A 23,610-nucleotide genomic window follows, 5' to 3' on the forward strand; every position below is an offset into this window, starting at 1 on the left:
CGAGACCGGCGGGTGACCCGCCGGTGACCTAGGACACCACGTCCTTGCGGGCGAAACCCCGGAAGGCCAGGGCGAACAGCACGAGGGCGTACGTTACCGACACGGAGGCGCCCTGGATCATGTCGGACCACTGGAGTCGGGGCCGGACGGCGTCGAGCCAGGCGTACTGCCAGTGCGAGGGCAGGAAGTCGCGCCAGTCGCCGAGCGCCGTCACCTGGTCGAGCACGTTGCCGACGATGGTCAGGCCGACCGCGCCGCCGACCGCGCCCAGCGGGGCGTCCGTGCGGGTGGACAGCCAGAACGCCAGGGCGGCGGTGACGAGTTGGGACACGAAGATGTACGCGACCGTGATCACCAGGCGCTGCGCGGCCGTGCCGGCGGGCAGCGAGCCGCCGGTGGGCATCTCCAGCGGGCCCCAGCCGTACGCCGCGGTGCCGACGGCGAGGGCGACGAGCGGCAGCAGCACCATGGCCGCGAGGCTGAGCCCGAGGCCGACGACGAGCTTGGACCACAGCAGACGGGCCCGGGGCACCGGAGCCGCCAGCAGATAGCGCAGGGAGGACCAGCTGGCCTCCGAGGCGACCGTGTCCCCGCAGAACAGGGCGACGGGGACGACGAGCAGGAAGCCGGCGGAGGCGAACAGGTTCACCGCGGCGAAGTTGGCCCCGGACAGCGTGGCCGTGTCCATGAGGTTGACGCGGTCGTTGTCGCCGCCCGGTCCGCCGCCCACCTGGAAGGCGATGAGCAGCACGAACGGCAGGGCGAACAGGATGCCGCCCATGACGAGCGTGCGGCGCCGCTTGAGCTGGCGGACCAGCTCGACCCGTATGGGCAGCGTGCGGCCCGCGCGGTAGCCGTGGGCCACCTCCGCGCGGTCGGTCTGCGTGCCGCTCATGCGGAGTCTCCGATCAGGGTGAGGAAGGCGTCTTCGAGGCGGCGGTGGGGGCCCACCGACTCCACGGCGACCTCCAGCCGGACGAGTTCGGCGATCAGGCGCCGTGCGCTGCCGTCGGCGCCGAGCCGGACCACCAGGCCCTCGTCGGCGCGGACCGCCGAGACCACGCCGGGCAGCGCGGCGACCTTCTCGGCGAGGGGTTCCTCGACGGGTTCGGCCGTGCCCACCAGCAGGGTGTCGCCGGAGCCGATGATCTCGGCGACCGGGCCCGCCTGGACGAGCCGGCCGTGGTCCATCACGACCAGGTGGGTGCAGGACTGCTCGATCTCGGACAGGAGGTGGCTGGAGACGATCACCGTGCGGCCGCCCGCCGCGTAGCGGATCATCACCTCGCGCATCTCGCGGATCTGGGGCGGGTCGAGGCCGTTCGTCGGCTCGTCGAGGATGAGCAGGTCGGGCATGCCGAGCATGGCCTGGGCGATGGCCAGGCGCTGGCGCATGCCCTGGGAGTACGTGCGGACCGCGCGGGCCAGGGCGTCGCCGAGGCCGGCGATCTCCAGCGCCTCGTCCAGGTGGGCGTCCCCGGGCGGGCGGCCGGTGGCCCGCCAGTACAGCTCCAGGTTCTCCCGGCCGGACAGGTGCGGGAGGAAGCCGGCGCCCTCGACGAAGGCGCCGACGCGGGACAGCACCGGGGCGCCCGGCGCGATGGCGTGGCCGAAGACGCGGATCTCGCCGCCGTCCGGCTTGATCAGACCCATCAGCATGCGCAGGGTGGTCGTCTTGCCCGCGCCGTTCGGGCCCAGCAGGCCGAGCACCTGGCCCTTCTCGACGCTGAAGGTCAGGTCCCGGACCGCGTACCGGTCGGCGGACTTGGCGTACCGCTTGCTCAGGTCCGTGATCTGGAGGGGGACGTCGGCCGCCGCCGGGTCGGGGGCGGGGGCGGTCGTGCGGCGCCGGGCCGTCAGCAGCAGGAGCAGCGCGGTCACCGCGCCGGCCAGCGGCAGCCACCACACCCACGCGGGCATCGGTGCCTGCGCGTTCGTGTGGCTGAGGGGGGTCGGCACCGACAGGTCGCCCCTGAGGGAGACCGTGTACGTGGCCGGAGTGGCCGGCGAGGCGTAGCCGAGGTCCGTGGAGGCGAGGACCAGGCGCAGGCGGTGGCCGTCGTCCACCTCGTGGTCGATCGCCGGGAGGGTGATCGTGACGTCCTGGCCGGCCTTCGCGTTCTCGACCCGCAGGGGCTCGACCAGCTGGGAGGGCAGCACCTGCTGACCGCCGCCGGGGCCGACGTCGTACACCTTGGCGAAGAGGACGGCGTCCTCGCTCGTCGACTTCACGTGGACGGTGACCGTCGGCGACCCGGTGATCTGGAGGTCGTCCTCGACGGGCGCCGACTCGAAGGCGGCGTGCTGGCCCGGGAAGTCGAGGGAGACGCCGACGCCGAGCGTGGACAGCTGGGCGAGGCCGCCGGCGCCGCCGATGCCGGGCAGGGCCGAGACGGCGGGCGGGTTGGCGCCGGCCGGGTTCTCGAAACTCTGCTCGCGTCCGGCGAGGGTGACCTTGCGCCGGTCGGCCGCCAGGCCGGGGTAGGTGTCCTCGCTCACGCCGCGCAGCCGGGCCTCGCCGTCACCGGTGCCGGTGCCGAGGGTGCGGGTGACGCGGAAGGCGGAGCCGGTGTCGGCGCTCCTGTCGTCCTTGAGGTAGCGGTCGAACCAGGAGGCGACCCGGGACTGGACGCGGCTCGTCTCCATGTCGCCGCCGTCGTGCCCGCCCGCGATCCAGTCGACGTCGACGGGGGCGCCGTTGGCGCGGATCGCCTTGGCCGCCGCGTCGGCCTGGCCGAGCGGGAAGAGGGAGTCGCTCTGGCCCTGCAGGAGGAGTGTGGGCACCTTGATGCGGTCGGCGACGGAGGACGGCGAGCGCTCCTGGAGGAGCTTCACGGCCTGCGGGTCGGGGGTGCCGGACTCGGCGACCCGCTCGTACATCTGGCAGATCCGCGTCTCGAACTTGTCGCAGCCGCCGCCGGAGTTGACGAAGACGCCCGCCCAGAGCTTCTTGAACACGCCGTTGGGGAAGAGCGCGTCGGCGAGGTTCCAGTAGGTGATCGCCGGGGCGACCGCGTCCACCCGGTCGTCGTGGCCGGCGGTCTCCAGCGCGATGGCGCCGCCGTACGAGGCGCCGGCCATGCCGACCCGCGGGTCACCGGCCTTGTCGAGCCGGACCTGCGGCTGCTTCGCCAGCCAGTCGATCAGCTTCGAGACGTCGGCGACCTCGCCCTTCGGGTCGTTCAGTCCGATCCTGCCGGTCGACCTGCCGAAGCCGCGCGCCGACCAGGTCAGTACCGCGTACCCGTCCCGGGCCAGGTCCTCGGCCTGCTGCCGCAGGTCGTCCTTGCTGCCGCCGAAGCCGTGCGCCAGCAGGACGGCGGGGCGCCGGCCCGCCGCACCGGACGTGAAGTACGAGGTGTCGACGCGTACCCCGCCTCCCATGTCCATGACGCGGTCGGTGCCGTGCACCGCGGCCGGGTCGTCGGAGGCGACGGCCGTCCATGTCCCGGCACCGGCGAGCACGACGACGGCGGCCGCGGCGGCGCCCAGCCGTCGCGGCCCCCGAAGCAGCGCCCGCAGCCGGGGCAGTCGAAGATCCATGCGTCAACGGTACGGGGTGAAACTGTCGGGGAGTTGTCGACCGAGGGGTGAACCACGGGCCATCCCCTCGGGGTAGGGGCCGGTGCGGTGTACCACGGATGCGGTACGGCGGCGGCGAGCCCGGTGGGTTCCGTGATCTGTCGGTGCGGGTGCGCCGGGGCTTGTCGCGCGGTTCCCCGCGCCCCTCGGGTCCGGCTTGTCTCCGTGGGAGCCGAGGGCGATCGCGTGGGCGCGGAAGCGGGGCCGTCCGCGCTACGGACGGCCCCGCTCGGCGGGTGTCAGTGGTTGCGCGGGAAGCCCAGGTCCACGCCCGACGGAGCGTCGGCCGGGTCGGGCCAGCGGGTGGTGACGACCTTGCCGCGGGTGTAGAAGTGCGTGCCGTCGTTGCCGTAGATGTGGTGGTCGCCGAAGAGGGAGTCCTTCCAGCCGCCGAAGCTGTGGTAGCCCACGGGGACCGGGATCGGGACGTTCACACCGACCATGCCGGCCTCGATCTCCATCTGGAAGCGGCGGGCCGCGCCGCCGTCCCGGGTGAAGATCGCGGTGCCGTTGCCGAAGGGCGAGCTGTTGATGAGGGCCACGCCCTCGTCGTACGTGTCGACGCGCAGCACGCACAGCACCGGGCCGAAGATCTCGTCCTGGTAGGCCTTCGCGGTGGTCGGGACCTTGTCGAGGAGCGAGATGCCGATCCAGTGGCCGTCCTCGAAGCCCTCGACGGTGTAGCCGGTGCCGTCGAGGACCACCTCGGCGCCCTCGGCCGCCGCGCCCTCGACGTAGGAGGCCACCTTGTCGCGGTGGACGGCGGTGATCAGCGGGCCCATCTCGGACGTGGGGTCGTCGCCGGGGCCGATCTTGATCTTCTCGGCGCGCTCGCGGATCTTGTCGACCAGTTCGTCGCCGATCGCGCCGACCGCGACCACGGCCGAGATCGCCATGCAGCGCTCGCCGGCCGAGCCGTAGGCCGCGCTCACCGCCGCGTCCGCCGCCGCGTCCAGGTCGGCGTCCGGGAGGACCAGCATGTGGTTCTTGGCGCCGCCCAGGGCCTGGACGCGCTTGTGGTTCGCGGAGGCGGTGGTGTGGATGTAGCGGGCGATCGGGGTGGAGCCGACGAAGGAGACCGCCTTGACGTCCGGGTGCTCCAGGAGGCGGTCGACGGCCACCTTGTCGCCGTGTACGACGTTGAAGACGCCGTCCGGGAGACCGGCTTCCGCCAGCAGCTCGGCGATCTTCACGGAGGCCGACGGGTCCTTCTCGGACGGCTTCAGCACGAAGGTGTTGCCGCACGCGATGGCCATCGGGAACATCCACATCGGGACCATCGCCGGGAAGTTGAACGGCGTGATGCCCGCGACGACGCCCAGCGGCTGCCGGATCGAGGCCACGTCCACCCGGCTGGCGACCTGCGTCGACAACTCGCCCTTCAGCTGCACGTTGATGCCGCAGGCCAGGTCCACGATCTCCAGGCCGCGCGCGACCTCGCCCAGCGCGTCGCTGTGCACCTTGCCGTGCTCGGCGGTGATCAGCTCGGCGATGGCGTCGCGGTTGGCGTCCAGCAGGGCGCGGAAGCGGAAGAGGATCTCCGTGCGCCTGGCCAGCGAGGACTGGCCCCAGGTGGCGTACGCGTCCTTGGCGGCGGCGACCGCGGCGTCCACCTCGTCGACGGTCGCGAACGCGACCTTCGTGGTGACCGCGCCGGTCGCGGGGTCGGTGACCGGCCCGTACGTACCCGACGCGCCTTCGGCGGGCTTGCCGCCGATCCAGTGGTTGACGATCTTCGTCATGACCGAGTACTCCTTCACAGATGGCGGCGTCGGGTGGAGACGTGCCGTTCGTACAGCTCACGTGCCTTGACCGCGGACGGTCGCGTCGCGGTCTCGGCCACAGGTACATCCCACCAGGCCTGCGCCGGAGGCGCGCCCGACACTGTGTCTGCGGTTTCGGTCTCCACGTAGACACATGTGGGAGTGTCCGCGGCGCGCGCCTCGGCGAGGGCGGCGCGGAGGTCTCGTACGGTCTTGGCGCGCAGCACGCGCATGCCGAGGCTGGCCGCGTTGGCGGCGAGGTCCACCGGGAGCGGCGCCCCCGTGTAGGTGCCGTCGTCGGACCGGTAGCGGTACGCGGTGCCGAAGCGCTCGCCGCCCACCGACTCGGACAGGCCGCCGATGGACGCGTACCCGTGGTTCTGGAGGAGCAGGACCTTGATCGCGATGCCCTCCTGGACGGCCGTCACGATCTCCGTCGGCATCATCAGGTACGTGCCGTCGCCGACCAGCGCCCAGACGTTGCGCTCGGGAGCGGCCAGCTTGACGCCGATCGCCGCCGGGATCTCGTAGCCCATGCAGGAGTAGCCGTACTCCAGGTGGTACTGGTCCCGCGAGCGCGCCCGCCACAGTTTGTGCAGGTCGCCGGGGAGGGAGCCGGCCGCGTTGATGATCACGTCCGACTCGTCGACCAGGGCGTCCAGGGCGCCGAGCACCTGCGGCTGCGTCGGGCGCACGTCGATCTCGTCGGCCTCGTAGCAGGCGTCGACGCGCTGTTCCCAGCGCTCCTTGTCGAGGAGGTACTCGCTGACGTACAGGTCCGCGACCCGGTGCCCGTGCGTGCCCAGGGACCGGGTCAGCTCCTGCAGACCGCTGCGGGCGTCCGCGACGAGCGGCAGGCCGCCGAGCTTGTGCCCGTCGTACGGGGCGATGTTGAGGTTGAGGAAGCGGACGCCCTCACCCGTGAACAGGGTCCCGGAGGCGGTGGTGAAGTCGCTGTAGCGGGTGCCGACGCCGATCACCAGGTCGGCCTGGCGGGCGAGTTCGTTGGCGGTGGCCGTGCCGGTGTGGCCGACGGCACCGACGTCCTGGGGGTGGTCGTGGCGCAGGGAGCCCTTGCCGGCCTGGGTGGAGGCGACCGGGATGCCGGTGGCCGCGGCGAACTCGGCGAGGGCCTCCTCGGCGCGGCTGTGGTGCACACCGCCGCCGGCGATCAGCAGCGGCTTGGCCGCGTTCCTGATCGCCTGGACGGCCTCGGCCAGTTCGGTGGGGTCGGCGCCCGGACGGCGGACCGCCCAGGTGCGCTCGGCGAAGAACTCGTCGGGCCAGTCGTACGCCTCGGCCTGCACGTCCTGCGGCAGGGCGAGGGTGACCGCGCCCGTCTCGACCGGGTCGGTGAGCACGCGCATGGCCTGCAGGGCGGCGGGGATCAGGGCCTCGGGCCGCGTGACGCGGTCGAAGTACCGGGACACCGGACGCAGACAGTCGTTGACGGACACATCGCCGGCGTAGGGCACTTCGAGCTGCTGGAGGACCGGGTCGGCGACGCGGGTGGCGAAGGTGTCGCCGGGGAGCAGCAGCACCGGGAGGTGGTTGATGGTCGCCAGGGCGGCTCCGGTGACCAGGTTGGTGGCGCCGGGGCCGATGGAGGTGGTGACCGCGTGGGTGGACAGGCGGTCGCACTGCCGCGCGTATCCCACCGCCGCGTGCACCATGGACTGCTCGTTGCGGCCCTGGTGGTACGGCATCTCGTCGGCGTACTCGACGAGCGCCTGGCCGATCCCGGCCACGTTCCCGTGGCCGAAGATGCCCCAGGTGGCGCCGATCAGCCGCTGCCGTACGCCGTCGCGCTCCGTGTACTGGACGGACAGGAAGCGCACCAGCGCCTGTGCGACCGTCAGCCTCGTCGTCGAGGTCATCGGTAACCCCCTGTGCTCTCTACGTGGTCCGGGTGGAAGCAGATCCGCCATTCCCGGGTCGCGCCCGGGCCCGCCATGACGTTCAGGTAGTACATGTCGTGGCCGGGCTGGGCGATCGCCGGACCGTGCCAGCCGTCGGGGACGAGCACGGCGTCGCCGGAGCGGACCTCCGCGAGGACGTCCGCTCCGCCCTCACGGGAGGGGGACACGCGCTGATAGCCGAATCCGTTCGGGCCGTCGATCTCGAAGTAGTAGATCTCCTCCAGCTCCGCCTCCTCGCCCGGCCGGTGCTCGTCGTGCTTGTGGGGCGGGTACGAGGACCAGTTGCCGCCGGGTGTGATCACCTCGACCGCGATGAGTTTGTCGCAGTCGAAGGCGTCGGCGGAGGCGAAGTTGCGGACGTGGCGCGCGCAGCTCCCGCTGCCGCGCTGCTCCACGGGGACCTCCGGCGCGGGGCCGTAGCGGGCGGGGAGTTGTCGCTCGCACTTCGCTCCTGCCAAAGCAAAGCGGCCGCCCGCGCCGGAGGCGATCTGTGCCCGGGCGTCACGGGGTACGTACGCGAAGTCGGAGACCCCCGCGAACACGCTTTCCCGGCCCAGGAGTTGGAACTCTTCGGTATCTGTTTGCACGGTACAGCCGCCTTGCAGCGGAAGCACGATCCACTCGCTGTCGCCGGTGGTGAAGGTGTGCGTGCCGCCCGGCTCCAGCTCGACGATCCGCAGGCTGCTGTGGGACCAGCCGGCCCGCTTGGGGTCGATGTCGACGACGTACTGGGCGTTGGCGGCGGTGCCCTTGGCGACGTACAGCTCGTTGCTGGTCATGCGGCCCTCACAGCAGTCCTACGGCGGTGTCCACGGCGGCGGCCACGTCGCCGTCCGCCGGGTACAGCAGTGAGCGGCCGACCACCAGGCCGCGCACGGTGGGCAGTTGCAGGGCGCCACGCCACTTCTCGTACGCCCCGGCCTGTTCCTCGGCGGTGCCGCCGACCTCGCCGCCCAGCAGCACGGCGGGCAGCGTGGAGGTGGCCATGACCTCGGCCATGTCGTCGGGGTTCTCGGTGACCGGCACCTTCAGCCAGGTGTAGGCCGACGTGCCGCCGAGGCCGGAGGCGATGGCGATCGACTTGGTGACGGCTTCGGCGGAGAGGTCGTTGCGGAGCTTGCCCTGCGCCGTACGTCCGCTGATGAACGGCTCGACGAAGACGGGCAGCCGGCGTGCGGCCATGTCGTCGATGGCGCGGGCCGTGGACTCCAGGGTGGTCAGGGAGCCCGGGTCGTCGTAGTCGATCCGCAGCAGCAGTTTGCCGGCGTCGAAGCCGAGGCGCTCGATGTCCTCGGGGCGGTGGCCGGTGAAGCGGTCGTCGAGTTCGAAGCGGGCGCCCTGGAGTCCGCCGCGGTTCATCGAGCCCAGGACGACCTTGCCGTCGAGCGCGCCGAGCAGCAGCAGGTCGTCGAGGATGTCGGCGGTGGCGAGCACCCCGTCCACGCCGGGGCGGCTGAGCGCCAGGCAGAGGCGTCCGAGCAGGTCGGCGCGGTTGGCCATGGCGAACTTGCGGTCGCCGACGCCGAGGGCGCCGCGGGCCGGGTGGTCGGCGGCGACGATCATCAGGCGGCCGCTCGCGTCGATCAGCGGGCGGCGGGGGCGGCGGGCGGCGGCCTCGGCCACGGCCTCGGGGTGCAGGGTGCGGATGCGGACGAGTTCCGCGATGTCGACGCTCACGTGACCGCTCCCGCCGCGAGCGCCGCCGTCACTTCGTCCGGCGTGGGCATCGCGGACGAGCACTCCAGCCGGGAGGCGACGATGGCGCCGGCCGCGTTGGCGTGCCGCATGATCCTCTCCAGGTCCCAGCCCGCGAGCAGGCCGTGGCACAGGGAGCCGCCGAAGGCGTCTCCGGCGCCGAGCCCGTTGAGGACGGTCACCGGCAGCGGCGGCACCTCGGCGGTCTCGCCCTTGCTGTCGACGGCGAGGACGCCCTTGGGTCCCTGCTTGACGACGGCGAGTTCGACGCCCGCCGCCAGCAGGGCGCGGGCGGCGGCGTGCGGTTCGCGTACCCCGGTCGCCACCTCCACCTCGTCGAGGTTTCCGACCGCGACGGTGGCGTGCTTCAGGGCCTCGGCGTAGAACGGGCGGGCCGCGTCCGGGTCGGTCCAGAACATGGGCCGCCAGTCGAGGTCGAACACCGTCGTGCCGGCCTTGGCGCGGTGGGCGAGCGCCGCCAGGGTCGCCGTGCGGCTGGGCTCCTCGCTCAGGCCGGTGCCGGTGACCCAGAAGATCTCGGCCTCGCGGACGGCGTCCAGGTCCAGTTCGTGGGCGTCGATCTCCAGGTCGGGTGCCTTGGGGCGGCGGTAGAAGTAGAGCGGGAAGTCGTCCGGCGGGAAGACCTCGCAGAAGGTGACCGGGGTCGGCAGTCCGGGGACCGGGGTGACCCAGCGGTCGTCGACGCCGAAGCCCTGGAGGGCCTCGTGCAGGTACGTCCCGAACGGGTCGTCGCCGGTGCGTGTGATCACCGCGGTCCGCCGTCCCAGGCGGGCGGCGGCGACGGCGACGTTCGCGGCCGAACCGCCGAGGAACTTGCCGAAGGACTCCACCTGCGGCAACGGGACACCCGTCTGCAGCGGATAGAGGTCCACTCCGATCCGCCCCATGGTGATCAGGTCGTACGCCATCGACTTCCCTTCGGTGCCGCCGTGCCGGCTCGTATCGGCTCTCCCCGGTTTCTAGCCCCGCGCACGCGGCCCTGTCAATGTTTTGTCCAGACATTCGGACCAGGCCTTGACACCCCGCACCGGGGAACCTCACGCTGGCGGCCATGACGCTGTTGTCACCTCACTCCTCACTGTCCCGCATCCGGATCGGATCGGCGCCCGACTCCTGGGGCGTCTGGTTCCCGGACGATCCCCGGCAGGTCCCCTGGCAGCGCTTCCTCGACGAGGTCGCCGCCTCCGGCTACGAGTGGATCGAGCTGGGCCCGTACGGGTACCTGCCGACCGATCCCGCCGTGCTCACCGAGGAGACGGCCAGACGTGGCCTGAAGGTGTCGGCCGGCACGGTGTTCACGGGCCTGCACCACGGCGAGTCGGTCTGGGAGAAGACCTGGGCGCACGTGGCGGACAACGCGGTGCTCGCCCAGGCGATGGGCGCGTCCCACCTCGTGGTCATCCCGTCGTTCTGGCGGGACGACAAGACCGGCGAGGTGCTGGAACCGGACACGCTGACGCCCGGACAGTGGCGCGATCTCACCTCGCTGACCGAGCGGTTGGGCAAGGAGGTGCGGGAGCGCTACGGCCTCCAGATCGTCGTCCACCCGCACGCCGACACCCATATCGACAGCGAGGAGAACGTCGCCCGCTTCCTCGACGGCACGGACTCCGACCTGGTGTCGCTGTGCCTGGACACCGGGCACTACGCGTACTGCGGCGGCGACAGCGTCAAGCTCATCGAGACCTACGGCGAGCGGATCGGCTATCTGCACCTCAAGCAGGTGGACCCGGAGATCCTGGCCGACGTGCGGGCGAACGGGGTCCCGTTCGGGCCGGCCGTCGCGCGCGGTGTGATGTGCGAGCCGCCCGCCGGAGTGCCGGCGCTCGAGCCCGTGCTGGAGGCCGCGCAGAAGCTGGACGTCGACCTGTTCGCGATCGTCGAGCAGGACATGTACCCCTGCGAGCCGGACAAGCCCCTGCCGATCGCCCAGCGGACCCGCGCCTTCCTGAGGTCGTGCGGGGCGTAACCACCCGGCGCCTTCCGTCCCTTCCTGTGCCGCACCGGGGAGGGGCGCAGCGACTCGGCGCCTTCCGTCCCTCCCCGTGCCCTACCGGGAGGGACGGAAGGCCGGTGAGCGCGGCTGCGGCCGACTGCGGCACCGCCGGCCGGCGCGGGCACGGGCGCCGAAGCCCCGAGTCAACACGCCGCGCCCTTGGACCGGCGTACGCCTTTGCGGCACTCGTGTCACAAACGCCCCCCTCGTGTCACACATGTCCCGTGTACGCGGGTCTTCCGTCACACCCGGCACACAGGCCCTGCCCCGCCTTCACTCGGCGTCGTTCACCGGGCACAGGCTTGGTGATCACCAGCGCAGTGCCCGGTCCCCCCGACGGCCGCCTCCGGCCGCCGCCGCGGCACGCGCGGGGAGGTGCATGTCATGACCGACCGAAGGCTCTGGTCCTACAAGGAGATCGCGGCACACATCCGGGTGCAGCCGGACACCGTGCGCTCCTACCGCAAGCACGGACTGCTGCCACCGCCCGACCACGTCGAGGGCGGCAAGCCCTTCTGGTACGCCGACACCGTCCGGGCATGGGTGGCGTCCCGGCCGGGCAACCGGGGCCGCAGAGAGACCTGACCCCTGGGAAGGGAGCACGTGTCCCGCCTCCGCGCGGGGCAGACACGGTTCACGGCCCCGTCAGGTCCACGGCTCGATGACCGTGACGCCCGACCCCGGGGCCGTGCCCATCGCCGCCAGCGCGGCCGGTGCCGCGTCCAGGGTGATCGTGGACGTGACGAGGAGGTCGGGGCGGAGCAGACCGGCCCGGACCAGGTCCAGCATCGGCGGGTAGGCGTGGGCGGCCATGCCGTGGCTGCCCAGGAGTTCGAGTTCCAGGGCGACGGCGCGGGCCAGCGGGACCGGCGTGGTGCCGTCCGGGGAGGGCAGCAGGCCCACCTGGACGTGGCGGCCCCTGCGGCGCAGGCCGTTCACGGAGGCGGCGCAGGTGGCGGGCGAGCCGAGGGCGTCCAGGGAGAGGTGGGCGCCGCCGCCGGTCAGGTCGAGGACGGCCCGCGCGGTGTCCCCGGTGCGGGAGGCGTCCACGCACTCCACCGCGCCGAACGTCCGCGCCAGCTCCAGGGCGTGCGGCGACACGTCCACGGCCACCACCCGGGCGCCCGACGCCGCCGCGATCATCACCGCGGACAGGCCGACGCCTCCGCAGCCGTGCACCGCGACCCACTCCCCCGCCGCCACCCGTCCCTGCCGCACCACCGCACGGAACGCCGTGGCGAACCGGCAGCCGAGCGAGGCCGCGGTGGCGAAGGACAGGTCGTCGGGGAGGGCGATCAGGTTCACGTCGGCGTGGTCCAGCGCCACGTACTGGGCGAAGGAGCCCCAGTGGGTGAAGCCGGGCTGGGTCTGCCGCTCGCACACCTGCTGGTCGCCCGCCGCGCAGGAGGGGCAGGTTCCGCAGGCGCAGACGAACGGGACGGTGACCCGGTCGCCGGGGCGCCACCCGGTCACCCGGGCGCCCACCTCCTCGACGACACCGGCCAGTTCGTGCCCCGGCACGTGCGGCAGCGTGATGTCCGGGTCGTGTCCCTGCCAGCCGTGCCAGTCACTGCGGCACAGCCCGGTGGCCCCGACGCGCACCACGGCCCCGTGCTCCGCGGGCACCGGGTCCGCCACCTCCCGCACCTCGGCCGGCTCCCCGTACCGCTCGAACACCACAGCCCGCATGGACCGCCCTCGCCTTCCGGCAGATCACTCCGTCCGGCGGAACGCTATGCCCTGACCGCCGAGCCGGGCAGCCCAGCCTCCCCGGTCCGGGGCCCGCCCGCGTTCTCCCCGTGTCCACCGAAGTACGGACCAGGGTCCCTCTGGAGTCCTGCGCCAGCCTCACATAAGCTCTTCACAAGGCACGCGCATCTTCCTTACGCTTGGGTCTCGCTCGCCGTATCCGGGCTCTTACGCACCTAACGGACATATGCAAGAGACGCAGATCACAGTGACGCGAACGTAACCATCGAAGGGGTTCGAAGGTCTAAGTTGACGATGTCAGGCAGCGTCTTGGGGGGCGTTTTCCTGACGTCTGAGGATGTCTTGGGGGACGTCCTCGGAGCTGCGTTGCCGGGGCACGTACACCGGGGAGCTTTGAGCGGCCCTCCCAGCGTGCGCTGTCCCGGCAGGCCGCACACGGAGTAGTACGAGCGGTTTTGCTCGTTCTGCTCAACGGCAGCACCCAGCAGTACCGCACAACAGCGATTCAGGCGCTGTTTTCTCACAGACGCCCGGCCGGATCCCGTGGGGGGAATCCGCACCGGGACATGGGAAGGCGCCCTGGACGCCGGCCCGTGGGGGGACCGGCGCCAGGGCGCCTTTTCTTATCGCCTACACCGCTACGGCGTTCAGCGCTCCTCGACCGGGACGAAGTCGCGCTCGACGACGCCCGTGTAGATCTGGCGCGGGCGGCCGATGCGGGATCCCGGCTCCTTGATCATCTCGTGCCACTGGGCGATCCAGCCCGGCAGCCGGCCGAGGGCGAACAGGACCGTGAACATCTCGGTCGGGAAGCCCATGGCCCGGTAGATCAGGCCGGTGTAGAAGTCGACGTTCGGGTAGAGGCTGCGCGAGACGAAGTAGTCGTCGGAGAGCGCGTGCTCCTCCAGCTTGAGCGCGATGTCCAGCAGCTCGTCGGACTTGCCGAGGGCGGACAGCACGTCGTGCGCGGCGGCCTTGATGATCTTGGCGCGCGGGTCGAAGTTCTTGTAGACCCGGTGCCCGAAGCCCATCAGGCGGACGCCGTCCTCCTTGTTCTTCACCTTGCGGATGAAGGAGTCGACATCGCCGCCGGAGTCGCGGATGCCTTCCAGCATCTCCAGGACGGACTGGTTGGCGCCGCCGTGCAGCGGGCCCCACAGGGCGTTGATGCCGGCGGAGATCGAGGCGAACATGTTCGCCTGCGAGGAGCCCACCAGGCGCACCGTGGAGGTCGAACAGTTCTGCTCGTGGTCCGCGTGCAGGATGAGCAGCTTGTCCAGGGCGGCGACGACGGTCGGGTCGAGGTCGTACTCCTGCGCGGGGACCGAGAAGGTCATGCGGAGGAAGTTCTCGACGTAGCCCAGGTCGTTGCGCGGGTAGACGAACGGGTGACCGATCGACTTCTTGTACGCGTACGCCGCGATCGTCGGGAGCTTGGCGAGCAGCCGGATCGTGGAGAGGTTGCGCTGCTTCTCGTCGAACGGGTTGTGGCTGTCCTGGTAGAAGGTGGACAGCGCCGAGACGACCGACGACAGCATGGCCATCGGGTGCGCGTCGCGCGGGAAGCCCCGGTAGAAGTTCTTGACGTCCTCGTGCAGCAGGGTGTGCTGCGTGATGTCGTTCCGGAACACGGTGAGCTCGTCGACGGTCGGCAGCTCGCCGTTGATCAGCAGGTAGGCGACCTCCAGGAAGGTGGAACGCTCGGCCAGCTGCTCGATCGGGTAACCGCGGTAGCGGAGAATGCCCGCCTCGCCGTCGAGATAGGTGATGGCGGATTTGTACGCGGCGGTGTTCCCGTAGCCGCTGTCCAGAGTCACCAGGCCGGTCTGGGCGCGGAGCTTCCCGATGTCGAAGCCCTTGTCACCGACGGTGCTGTCGACCACCGGGTAGGTGTACTCGCCGTCGCCGTACCGCAGTACTACAGAGTTGTCGCTCACGTCATCCCTCACCGACGTTGTGCCTCTTCTTCGAGGTTGCCCTGACTGTCTCTACCATCCCCCATTTGGCGCAGGAGAGTGCACTCGGGGTCGACCATTGGGCTTGCCTGCGGCACTCAGTGCCGCCAACTCGCTCATCCTGCCCCTCCGCCACCCCTTCCGGAAGTGCTGTGTGACCCATGTGACTCATTTGATCGATCATTTTTTACGCAACAGCCCCCTGGAAGCCCTTGAAACGGGCCCGTAGCCGTCGGGTCACCGGCCCGAGAGCCGGAAGTCCAGCGCCGTGCAGCGCCGCCCCGCGGACACCGTGCGCACCGCCTGGCCGATCGCCTTGCGCGAACCGACGAGGACGACCAGCTTCTTCGCCCGGGTGACCGCCGTATACAGCAGGTTCCGCTGGAGCATCATCCAGGCGCTGGTGGTCACCGGGATCACCACGGCCGGGTACTCACTGCCCTGGGAACGGTGGATGGTCACCGCGTACGCGTGGGCCAGTTCGTCCAGTTCGTCGAACTCGTACGCGACCTCCTCGTCCTCGTCCGTCAGCACCGTCAGGCGCTGGTCGACCGGGTCGAGCGAGGTGACCACGCCCACGGTGCCGTTGAAGACACCGTTGGTGCCCTTCTCGTAATTGTTGCGGATCTGGGTGACCTTGTCGCCGACGCGGAAGACCCGGCCGCCGAACCGCTTCTCGGGCAGCTCGGGGCGGCCGGGGGTGACGGCCTGCTGGAGCAGGCCGTTGAGGGTGCCCGCTCCCGCGGGGCCCCGGTGCATGGGCGCCAGCACCTGCACGTCCCGGCGCGGGTCGAGGCCGAACTTGGCCGGGATCCGCCGTGCCGCCACGTCCACGACGAGCCGGCCGACCTCCTCCGTGTCGTCCTCGACGAAGAGGAAGAAGTCCTTCATGCCGTCGGTGAGCGGGTGCTGCCCGGAGTTGATCCGGTGCGCGTTCGTCACCACGCCCGACTGCTGGGCCTGCCGGAACACCCGGGTGAGGCGCACGGCCGGGATCGGGCTGCCGTCGGCGAGCAGATCGCGGAGCACCTCGCCGGCGCCGACGCTGGGGAGCTGGTCCACGTCCCCGACGAAGAGCAGGTGGGCTCCCGGGGGGACCGCCTTGACCAGTTTGTTGGCGAGCAACAGGTCCAGCATGGACGCCTCGTCCACGACCACCAGGTCGGCGTCGAGGGGGCGGTCCTTGTCGTAGGCCGCGTCGCCGCCGGGCTTCAGCTCCAGCAGGCGGTGGACGGTGGACGCCTCGGCGCCGGTGAGCTCGGCCAGGCGCTTGGCGGCGCGGCCGGTCGGGGCGGCGAGCACGACCTTCGCCTTCTTCGCGCGGGCCAGCTCCACGATCGAGCGCACGGTGAAGGACTTGCCGCAGCCCGGGCCGCCGGTGAGGACGGCGACCTTCTCGGTGAGGGCGAGCCGGACGGCTGCCTCCTGCTCGGGGGCGAGGTCGGTCCCGGTGCGCGTGGCGAGCCAGGCCAGCGCCTTGTCCCAGGCCACGTCCCGGAAGGCGGGCATCCGGTCCGCGTCCGTACGCAGGAGGCGCGACAACTGGGCGGCGAGGGAGAGTTCGGCCCGGTGGAAGGGGACGAGGTAGACCGCGGTGACGGGCTCCGCGCCGCCGTCGGGCCCCGGCACCTTCTCCCGTACGACGCCCGGCTCCTCCCCCTCCCCGGGGGGTGCCGCGAGTTCCGCGAGGCATTCGATGACCAGGCCGGTGTCGACCTGGAGGAGCTTGACCGCGTCCGCGATCAGCCGTTCCTCGGGGAGGTAGCAGTGCCCTTGGTCGGTGGACTGCGACAGGGCGTACTGGAGGCCCGCCTTGACGCGCTCCGGGCTGTCGTGCGGGATGCCGACGGACTGGGCGATCTTGTCGGCGGTGAGGAAGCCGATGCCCCAGACGTCGGAGGCCAGCCGGTAGGGCTGGTTCTTCACGACCGAGATCGAGGCGTCGCCGTACTTCTTGTAGATGCGGACCGCGATCGACGTGGACACCTCGACGGTCTGGAGGAAGAGCATGACCTCCTTGATCGCCTTCTGCTCCTCCCAGGCGTCGGCGATCTTCCTGGTGCGCTTGGGGCCCAGGCCGGGCACCTCGACGAGACGCTTGGGCTCCTCCTCGATGATCTTCAGGGTGTCCAGGCCGAAGTGCTGGGTGATGCGGTCGGCGAAGACCGGGCCGATGCCCTTGACCAGGCCGGAGCCCAGGTAGCGGCGGATGCCCTGGACGGTGGCGGGAAGCAGGGTCGTGTAGTTCTCGACGGTGAACTGCTTGCCGTACTGGGGGTGCGAGCCCCAACGGCCCTCCATCCGCAGGGACTCGCCGACCTGGGCGCCGAGCAGCGCGCCGACGACCGTCAGCAGGTCTCCGGCACCGCGGCCGGTGTCGACCCGGGCGACCGTGTAGCCGTTGTCCTCGTTGGCGTACGTGATGCGCTCCAGGACACCTTCGAGCACGGCGAGCCGCCGCTCCCCGCTCCCCGTTTCTTGAGCCATGATCCGACGGTACCGCCGAGGTCCGACAGCGGGGGCGCCCTGGGGAGGAACCGCCCGGTCACCCCGCCTGGGCGGCCAGGTGGCCGTGAGCATCCCGGCCGGCCCGCCCCGGGCCGGCCCGTGACATCACGATCCGGTCTCGGGGTCTTGTGTCCGCGTGTGTAATCGATTCCAATCCTCCTGCGTACAGCGATGTAATCGATTCCAGGCGTTCCGCGGGTCGAACGGGTTACACAAGGAGGTGGAGCGCGATGGCGAGCATCAAGGACGTCGCCGCCGAGGCGGGGGTGTCCGTCGCCACGGTGTCACGCGTCCTGAACGACCACCCCTCGGTCAGCCCGGACGCCCGCGTGCGCGTACGGGCCGCCGTGGAGGCGCTGGGCTACCGCCCGAACGCCGTCGCCCGGTCGCTGCGGACCGACCAGACGCACACCCTCGGCCTGGTCATCAGCGACGTGCTGAACCCGTACTTCACGGAACTGGCCCGCTCCGTCGAGGAGGAGGCCCGCGCACTGGGCTACAGCGTGATCATCGGCAACGCCGACGAGCGGCCGGACCTCCAGGACCACCACGTACGGACCCTGCTGGACCGCCGTATCGACGGCCTGCTCGTCTCCCCGACCGACGGCGGGTCGCCGCTGATCCTCGACGCCGCGCGCGCGGGGACGCCCATGGTCTTCGTGGACCGCTGGATCCCGGGCGTGGACGTGCCGGTCGTCCGGGCGGACGGGCTGGCGGCCGTGCGGGAGCTGGTCGCCCATCTGCACGGCCTCGGGCACCGGCGGCTGGCGATCATCGCCGGCCCGGCGGCGACCACCACGGGCCAGGAGCGGGTGACGGCCTTCGGGGAGGCGCTGCGTGCCCATGGTCTCGGGCTGCCCGACGTCTACACCGGCCAGGGCGACTTCCAGGCCGACAGCGGACGGCGGGTGACCGAGGGGTTCCTCGCCCTGCCCGAGCCGCCCGAGGTGGTCTTCGCCGCCGACAACCTGATGGCGCTGGGCGCACTGGACGCGATCCGCGCGCGCGGGCTGCGCGTGCCGGACGACATCGCGCTGGCCGCGTTCGACGACATCCGCTGGTTCGTGCACACCGATCCGCCGATCACCGCGATCGCCCAGCCCACCGGCGAACTGGGACGCGCCGCCGTACGCGCGCTCGTCGACCGCATCGAGGGACGGCCCCCCGAGTCCGTCATCCTCCCCGCCCGTCTCGTCGTCCGCCGCTCCTGCGGCGAACCGGCTCCGCCGGAGCCGCCCCCCGCTGCGCGCTCCCCCGTACGAGGGAGCCAGTCGTGAGCGACGCGGAACGAGTTGCCTCGCGTCGAGGGCGTCGTCAAGGTGCCGGTGAAGGGCACCAGGAGAACGTGGCCGGCTTCAGCGGCTGACACCGGCGAGCGGCCGGGCGGCCGTACCCCTGGGTGACGGCCGCCCACCCCACCTCACGACAACACGTCACGGACGACACGTCACGGACAAGGGGAGCGACTGCATGTACGACTACGACCTGCTGGTCGTGGGGTCGGCCAACGCCGACCTGGTGATCGGTGTCGAGCGGCGGCCGGGGGCCGGTGAGACGGTGCTCGGCTCGGACCTGGCCGTCCATCCGGGCGGCAAGGGCGCGAACCAGGCGGTCGCCGCCGCCCGGCTCGGGGCGCGGACGGCCCTGCTGGCCCGGGTCGGTGACGACGCCCACGGCCGGCTGCTGCTCGACGCGCAGGGGGCGGCCGGGGTCGACACGGGGGGCGTGCGGGTGGGCGGGGCGCCGACCGGGGTCGCGCTGATCACGGTCGACCCGTCCGGGGACAACAGCATCGTCGTCTCGCCGGGCGCCAACGGGCGGCTGACGCCCGAGGACGTGCGGACGGCCGGGGACCTCCTGCGTGCCTCCCGGGTGGTGTCGACGCAGCTGGAGATCCCGCTGGAGACGGTCGTGGAGGTCGTACGGGGCCTGGCACCGGGCAGCCGCTTCGTCCTGAACCCGTCCCCGCCGCGGTCCCTGCCGCCGGAGGTGCTGGCGGCCTGCGACCCGCTGATCGTCAACGAGCACGAGGCGAGGGTGATCCTCGGGGAGGGCGGTGGTGGCGGGGTACCGGAGGACTGGGCCCGGCTGCTGCTGGCGAAGGGGCCGCGATCGGTGGTGGTGACGCTGGGCGCGGAAGGGGCGCTGGTGGCGTCGGAGGAGGGGGTGGTCCGGGTGCCGTCGGTGACGGTGGCCGCCGTGGACACGACGGGCGCGGGGGACGCGTTCACCGCGGCGCTCGCGTGGCGGCTGGGGGCGGGATCCTCGCTCGCGGAGGCGGCGGCGTACGCGTCCCGGGTCGGGGCGGCGGCGGTGACGCGGGAGGGCGCGCAGGACTCCTTCCCGACGGCGGCGGAGGTCGAGGCGCTGGGCCGGCCCGGCCCGGGCGACGCGCCGGGGACGGCCGTACCGGGCGGGTCCCGGTGAAGAGGGCCGGAATCCCGATCCGGCATCTCGCCGGCACGCCGGCCGAGCCGGGAGACGGGGACGGGGCGCTGGTGTGCGAGACCGGCTTGCCGATACCCGGCGGTCCCCGGGGCGTGGACCTGGCCTACCGGGCCGGGGTGCCGCCGTTCGCCGACGTGCTGGACGAGCTGGTGGTGGAGGGTGCGACGGCGCCGACGGAGGTGCGGGGCGCCGATCCGGCCGCGTCGGCGCTGCTGGCCGGGCACTTTCCCGAGCCGGCCCTGGTGCCGCACGAGAGGCTCGAGGAGCTGTCGGCGGGCGCGCGGCTGGTTGTCCGCACCGGGGAGGTCCGGCCGTACGCGAACGTGCTGCCGAGGTGCGGGGTCTTCCGGGCCCGCCCTCGGGAGCCCGGCCGGGAGCGTCCGGCCCGGGTGCGTCAGGCGGCGGAAAACTTCGAGGGGGTCCGGTCTCAGACCGGGCCCCCTCGGGTTTTCCCTCCCCGTCAGAACCCCCGTGATCCCCCCAGATCCCCCTCCGAGAAGTCCTGATGCCACGTATGACCCGCGAGGTGGGGGGAGGGTTGTACGGAACCTCGAAGTTTTTTCCGGCCCTTCGCGACTCCCCTCCCCTGCCCCTCACGTGGTCACGTGGTCACGTGCTCCACGAATCGCGCCGCGGTCTCGGCGAGCACCTCGCCGCCGTCCCGCGCCCACAGCGCCTCGTTGAACAGCTCCACCTCGATCGGTCCGGTGTAGCCGGCCGCCTCCACGTACCCCTGCCACTCGCGCATGTCGATCGCGCCGTCGCCGATCTGGCCGCGGCCGTTGAGGACGCCCTCCGGGAGGGGGGTGGTCCAGTCGGCGAGCTGGAAGGTGTGGATGCGGGCGCCCGCGCCGGCCCGGGCGATCTGGGCCGGGGCCTGGTCGTCCCACCAGATGTGGTACGTGTCCACCGTGACGCCGACCTGGTGCGCGGGAAAGCGTTCCGCGAGGTCGAGCGCCTGGGTGAGGGTGGAGACGACGCAACGGTCGGAGGCGAACATGGGGTGCAGCGGCTCGATGGCCAGCTTCACGCCGTGCCGCTCCGTGTACGGGCCGAGTTCGGCGAGGGCGTCCGCGATCCGCTCCCGCGCGCCGTGCAGGTCCTTCGAGCCCGCCGGCAGGCCGCCGGAGACCAGGACCAGCACGTCGGTGCCGAGGGTGGCGGCCTCGTCGACCGCGCGGCGGTTGTCGTCCAGGGCGCGGGCACGCTCGTCCGGGTCGATCGCCGTGAGGAAGCCGCCCCGGCACAGCGTCGTCACCGTCAGGCCCGCGTCCCGGACCAGCTTCGCCGTCGCCTCCACGCCGTACGCCTGGACCGGCTCGCGCCACAGGCCCACGTTCGTGACGCCCAGCCGGCCGCAGGCGTCGGCCAGTTCCGGCAGCGACAGCTGCTTGACCGTCATCTGGTTGACGGAGAAACGCGCGAGGTCGGTCACTGGGGCACTCCGTACAGGCTCAGCAGGGTCCGCATCCGCTCCTCGGCCAGCTTGGGGTCCGGGAACAGGCCCAGACCGTCGGCCAGTTCGTACGCCCTCACGAAGTGCGGGAGGGAACGGGCCGACTGGAGGCCGCCGACCATCGTGAAGTGCGACTGGTGGCCGGCCAGCCAGGCCAGGAGGACCACGCCCGTCTTGTAGAAGCGGGTGGGGGGCTGGAAGAGGTGGCGGGAGAGCGCGACGGTCGGGTCCAGCAGCTCCCGGAAGCCCGTGACGTCGCCCGTGTCCAGGACCCGGACCGCCTGGGCCGCCAGGGGTCCCAGCGGGTCGAAGACGCCGAGCAGCGCGTGGCTGAAGCCGCGCTCGTCGCCCGCGATCAGCTCGGGGTAGTTGAAGTCGTCGCCGGTGTAGCAGCGGACGCCCTTCGGGAGCCTGCGCCTGAGGTCGATCTCGCGCTGGGCGTCCAGCAGGGAGACCTTGATGCCGTCGACCTTGTCGGGGTGCGCGGCGATGACCTCCAGGAAGGTGTCGGTGGCCGCGTCCAGGTCGGACGAGCCCCAGTAGCCCTCCAGCGCCGGGTCGAACATCGGGCCCAGCCAGTGCAGGACCACCGGCTCGGCGGACTGCCGCAGGAGGTGGCCGTAGACCTCCAGGTAGTCCTCGGGGCCCGTGGCCGCCGCGGCCAGGGCGCGGGACGCCATCAGGATCGCCTGGGCGCCCGCCTCCTCGACCACCGCGAGCTGCTCCTCGTAGGCCGCGCGGACCTGGTCGAGGGTGGCCGGGCCGGTGAGCTGGTCGGTGCCGACACCGCAGGCGATGAGGCCGCCGACGGACCGCGCCTCGGCGGCGCTGCGGCGGATCAGCTCGGCCGCGCCCGCCCAGTCCAGGCCCATGCCGCGCTGGGCGGTGTCCATGGCCTCGGCGACGCCGAGCCCGTGGGACCACAGGTGGCGGCGGAAGGCGAGGGTGGCGTCCCAGTCGACGGCGGCGGGCGCGTCGGGCGAGACGTCCGCGTACGGGTCGGCCACCACGTGGGCCGCCGAGAAGACCGTACGGGAGGTGAAGGGGGCGCCGGGGGTGACGGCGAGGGGTTCCCGGCGGGGTTCGTACGCCCGCAGGCCGCCGTCGGTGCCGGGCAGGTTGATGGTCACAGGGCGATCTCCGGTACGTCGAGACGGCGGCCCTCGGCCGACGACCTCAGGCCCAGTTCGGCGAGCTGGACGCCGCGGGCGCCGGCCAGCAGGTCCCAGTGGTAGGGGGCGTCGGCGTAGACGTGCCGCAGGAACAGCTCCCACTGGGCCTTGAAGCCGTTGTCGAAGTCGGCGTTGTCGGGGACCTCCTGCCACTGGTCGCGGAACACCTCGGTGGCGGGGATGTCGGGGTTCCACACCGGCTTGGGCGTCGAACTGCGGTGCTGGACACGGCAGTTGCGCAGACCGGCGACGGCCGAGCCCTCGGTGCCGTCGACCTGGAACTCCACCAGCTCGTCGCGGTTGACGCGGACGGCCCAGGAGGAGTTGATCTGGGCGATGGCGCCGCCGTCGAGCTCGAAGACGCCGTAGGCGGCGTCGTCGGCGGTGGCGTCGTAGGGCTTGCCGTTCTCGTCCCAGCGCTGCGGGATGTGGGTGGTGGCGATGGCCTGGACGGTCTTCACCCGGCCGAACAGCTCGTGGAGCACGTACTCCCAGTGCGGGAACATGTCGACGACGATGCCGCCGCCGTCCTCCGCGCGGTAGTTCCAGGAGGGGCGCTGGGCGGCCTGCCAGTCGCCCTCGAAGACCCAGTAGCCGAACTCGCCGCGGACCGACAGGATCCGGCCGAAGAAGCCGCCGTCGATGAGGCGCTTGAGCTTGAGCAGGCCCGGGAGGAAGAGCTTGTCCTGGACGACACCGTGCTTGATGCCGGCGCCGGCGGCCAGCCGGGCCAGCTCCAGGGCCCCGTCGAGACCGGTGGCCGTCGGCTTCTCGGTGTAGATGTGCTTGCCCGCGGCGATGGCCTTCCTGAGCGCCTCCTCGCGGGCGGAGGTGACCTGGGCGTCGAAGTAGATGTCGACGGTCGGGTCGGCGAGGACCGCGTCCACGTCCGTCGAGACGTGCTCCAGACCGTGCTGCTCGGCGAGCGCCCGCAGGGCGTGCTCGCGGCGGCCGAGCAGGATCGGCTCCGGCCACAGCACGGTGCCGTCGCCGAGGTCGAGGCCACCCTGTTCGCGGAGGGCCAGGATGGAGCGGACCAGGTGCTGGCGATAGCCCATGCGACCGGTCACGCCGTTCATGGCGATACGCACCGTCTTGCGTGTCACGTCATTCCCTTCGCAGGCGTCGTACGCAGCGTTCATGCGCGTTTCGTACGCGGTTGTGCGCGCCGCGTACGCCTCTACTGATGAGCGGTACAGCAAGCGCTTTCTATCTGATGAGAAGCTAGCCTCTGAGCGGCGGTCCAGACAAGACCGTGACGGGGTTGAGTTGTTCGAGGTGGCGAACAACAGGGGGGCGGGGCTTTAGGGTCTGCTCGACACCATCGGAACCATGGCCGTGGGCGGCCTGTCCACACGGTTGGCGGCCCGGTCCGGCAGGACCAC

General features: G+C 71.9%; 17 protein-coding genes and 1 pseudogene. 5 read left to right on the forward strand and 13 right to left on the reverse strand.

The genetic code is table 11. From position 1 onward, the window contains the following. Window positions 1-28 precede the first annotated feature (28 nt). From QQS16_RS16460 to iolC, 7 genes are all read right to left on the reverse strand, one after another. On the reverse strand, window positions 29-895 hold the full coding sequence (locus QQS16_RS16460) for an ABC transporter permease (RefSeq protein WP_286062468.1): 867 nt from the start codon (window positions 893-895) through the stop codon (window positions 29-31). Next, window positions 892-3,543 carry an alpha/beta fold hydrolase gene (locus QQS16_RS16465; RefSeq protein ID WP_286062470.1) on the reverse strand — a complete coding sequence of 884 codons (2,652 nt, stop codon included), beginning with the start codon at window positions 3,541-3,543 and terminating at the stop codon, window positions 892-894. The genes QQS16_RS16460 and QQS16_RS16465 overlap by 4 nt, the downstream gene beginning before the upstream one ends. Before the next feature lie 278 nt (window positions 3,544-3,821). Further along, window positions 3,822-5,324, reverse strand: a complete 1,503-nt coding sequence (gene mmsA / locus QQS16_RS16470) for a CoA-acylating methylmalonate-semialdehyde dehydrogenase (RefSeq protein ID WP_286062473.1) — start codon at window positions 5,322-5,324, stop codon at window positions 3,822-3,824. Between the two features lie 14 nt (window positions 5,325-5,338). Next, window positions 5,339-7,222: a 3D-(3,5/4)-trihydroxycyclohexane-1,2-dione acylhydrolase (decyclizing) gene (iolD, locus tag QQS16_RS16475; protein WP_286062475.1), complete on the reverse strand. Its 1,884-nt coding sequence runs from the start codon at window positions 7,220-7,222 to the stop codon at window positions 5,339-5,341. Continuing rightward, a complete protein-coding gene (gene iolB / locus QQS16_RS16480) occupies window positions 7,219-8,043 on the reverse strand; it encodes a 5-deoxy-glucuronate isomerase (protein ID WP_286062477.1) in 825 nt (274 codons plus the stop codon). Before iolB ends, iolD begins: the two co-directional genes overlap by 4 nt. Window positions 8,044-8,050: 7 nt before the next feature. Further along, a complete protein-coding gene (locus QQS16_RS16485; RefSeq protein ID WP_286062478.1) occupies window positions 8,051-8,941 on the reverse strand; it encodes a Cgl0159 family (beta/alpha)8-fold protein in 891 nt (296 codons plus the stop codon). Further along, window positions 8,938-9,888: a 5-dehydro-2-deoxygluconokinase gene (gene iolC / locus QQS16_RS16490; protein ID WP_286062479.1), complete on the reverse strand. Its 951-nt coding sequence runs from the start codon at window positions 9,886-9,888 to the stop codon at window positions 8,938-8,940. The genes QQS16_RS16485 and iolC overlap by 4 nt, the downstream gene beginning before the upstream one ends. A 143-nt stretch (window positions 9,889-10,031) precedes the next feature. Here iolC and QQS16_RS16495 point away from each other — a divergent pair, with 143 nt between their 5' ends. Further along, window positions 10,032-10,949 carry a sugar phosphate isomerase/epimerase family protein gene (locus tag QQS16_RS16495; RefSeq protein ID WP_286062480.1) on the forward strand — a complete coding sequence of 306 codons (918 nt, stop codon included), beginning with the start codon at window positions 10,032-10,034 and terminating at the stop codon, window positions 10,947-10,949. A 411-nt stretch (window positions 10,950-11,360) separates the two neighbouring features. Next, complete coding sequence (locus QQS16_RS16500; protein ID WP_286062481.1) at window positions 11,361-11,561, forward strand: helix-turn-helix transcriptional regulator; 201 nt, start codon at window positions 11,361-11,363, stop codon at window positions 11,559-11,561. A gap of 60 nt (window positions 11,562-11,621) precedes the next feature. On the opposite strand, the gene QQS16_RS16505 is transcribed toward QQS16_RS16500, so the two are convergent. The 3 genes from QQS16_RS16505 to recD2 all read right to left on the reverse strand — a co-directional run bounded on the left by QQS16_RS16505 (window position 11,622) and on the right by recD2 (window position 17,128). Next, window positions 11,622-12,665, reverse strand: a complete 1,044-nt coding sequence (locus tag QQS16_RS16505) for a zinc-dependent alcohol dehydrogenase family protein (RefSeq protein WP_286062482.1) — start codon at window positions 12,663-12,665, stop codon at window positions 11,622-11,624. Between the two features lie 668 nt (window positions 12,666-13,333). After that, entirely contained in the window at window positions 13,334-14,623 is a 1,290-nt protein-coding gene (locus tag QQS16_RS16510) for a citrate synthase (protein WP_286062484.1), read from the reverse strand. A 255-nt stretch (window positions 14,624-14,878) separates the two neighbouring features. Continuing rightward, on the reverse strand, window positions 14,879-17,128 hold the full coding sequence (recD2, locus tag QQS16_RS16515; RefSeq protein ID WP_286062485.1) for an SF1B family DNA helicase RecD2: 2,250 nt from the start codon (window positions 17,126-17,128) through the stop codon (window positions 14,879-14,881). A gap of 251 nt (window positions 17,129-17,379) precedes the next feature. Between recD2 and QQS16_RS16520 the strand changes: the two genes are divergently transcribed. The 3 genes and pseudogenes from QQS16_RS16520 to QQS16_RS16530 form a co-directional block, all read left to right on the forward strand. Continuing rightward, the gene (locus QQS16_RS16520; RefSeq protein WP_286062487.1) at window positions 17,380-18,426 is read left to right on the forward strand and encodes a LacI family DNA-binding transcriptional regulator; all 1,047 of its coding nucleotides are present in this window, start codon (window positions 17,380-17,382) and stop codon (window positions 18,424-18,426) included. Window positions 18,427-18,619: 193 nt separating this feature from the next. Further along, a complete protein-coding gene (locus tag QQS16_RS16525; RefSeq protein WP_286062488.1) occupies window positions 18,620-19,576 on the forward strand; it encodes a ribokinase in 957 nt (318 codons plus the stop codon). Then, window positions 19,573-19,944, forward strand: a pseudogene (locus QQS16_RS16530) (RbsD/FucU domain-containing protein); the annotation flags it as partial. The gene QQS16_RS16525 and the pseudogene QQS16_RS16530, both read left to right, overlap by 4 nt. A gap of 254 nt (window positions 19,945-20,198) precedes the next feature. On the opposite strand, the gene QQS16_RS16535 reads toward QQS16_RS16530, so the two are convergent. Genes QQS16_RS16535 through QQS16_RS16545 form a run of 3 tightly spaced genes read right to left on the reverse strand, consistent with a single transcriptional unit; the run spans window position 20,199 to window position 23,331 of the window. Beyond that, window positions 20,199-21,032 carry a sugar phosphate isomerase/epimerase family protein gene (locus QQS16_RS16535; RefSeq protein WP_286062489.1) on the reverse strand — a complete coding sequence of 278 codons (834 nt, stop codon included), beginning with the start codon at window positions 21,030-21,032 and terminating at the stop codon, window positions 20,199-20,201. Then, on the reverse strand, window positions 21,029-22,183 hold the full coding sequence (locus tag QQS16_RS16540) for a dihydrodipicolinate synthase family protein (protein ID WP_286062490.1): 1,155 nt from the start codon (window positions 22,181-22,183) through the stop codon (window positions 21,029-21,031). The genes QQS16_RS16535 and QQS16_RS16540 overlap by 4 nt, the downstream gene beginning before the upstream one ends. Then, window positions 22,180-23,331 carry a Gfo/Idh/MocA family protein gene (locus QQS16_RS16545; RefSeq protein WP_286062491.1) on the reverse strand — a complete coding sequence of 384 codons (1,152 nt, stop codon included), beginning with the start codon at window positions 23,329-23,331 and terminating at the stop codon, window positions 22,180-22,182. Before QQS16_RS16545 ends, QQS16_RS16540 begins: the two co-directional genes overlap by 4 nt. Window positions 23,332-23,610 lie beyond the last annotated feature (279 nt).

The sequence above is a fragment of the Streptomyces sp. ALI-76-A genome, from assembly GCF_030287445.1.
Classification (GTDB): Bacteria; Actinomycetota; Actinomycetes; order Streptomycetales; family Streptomycetaceae; genus Streptomyces.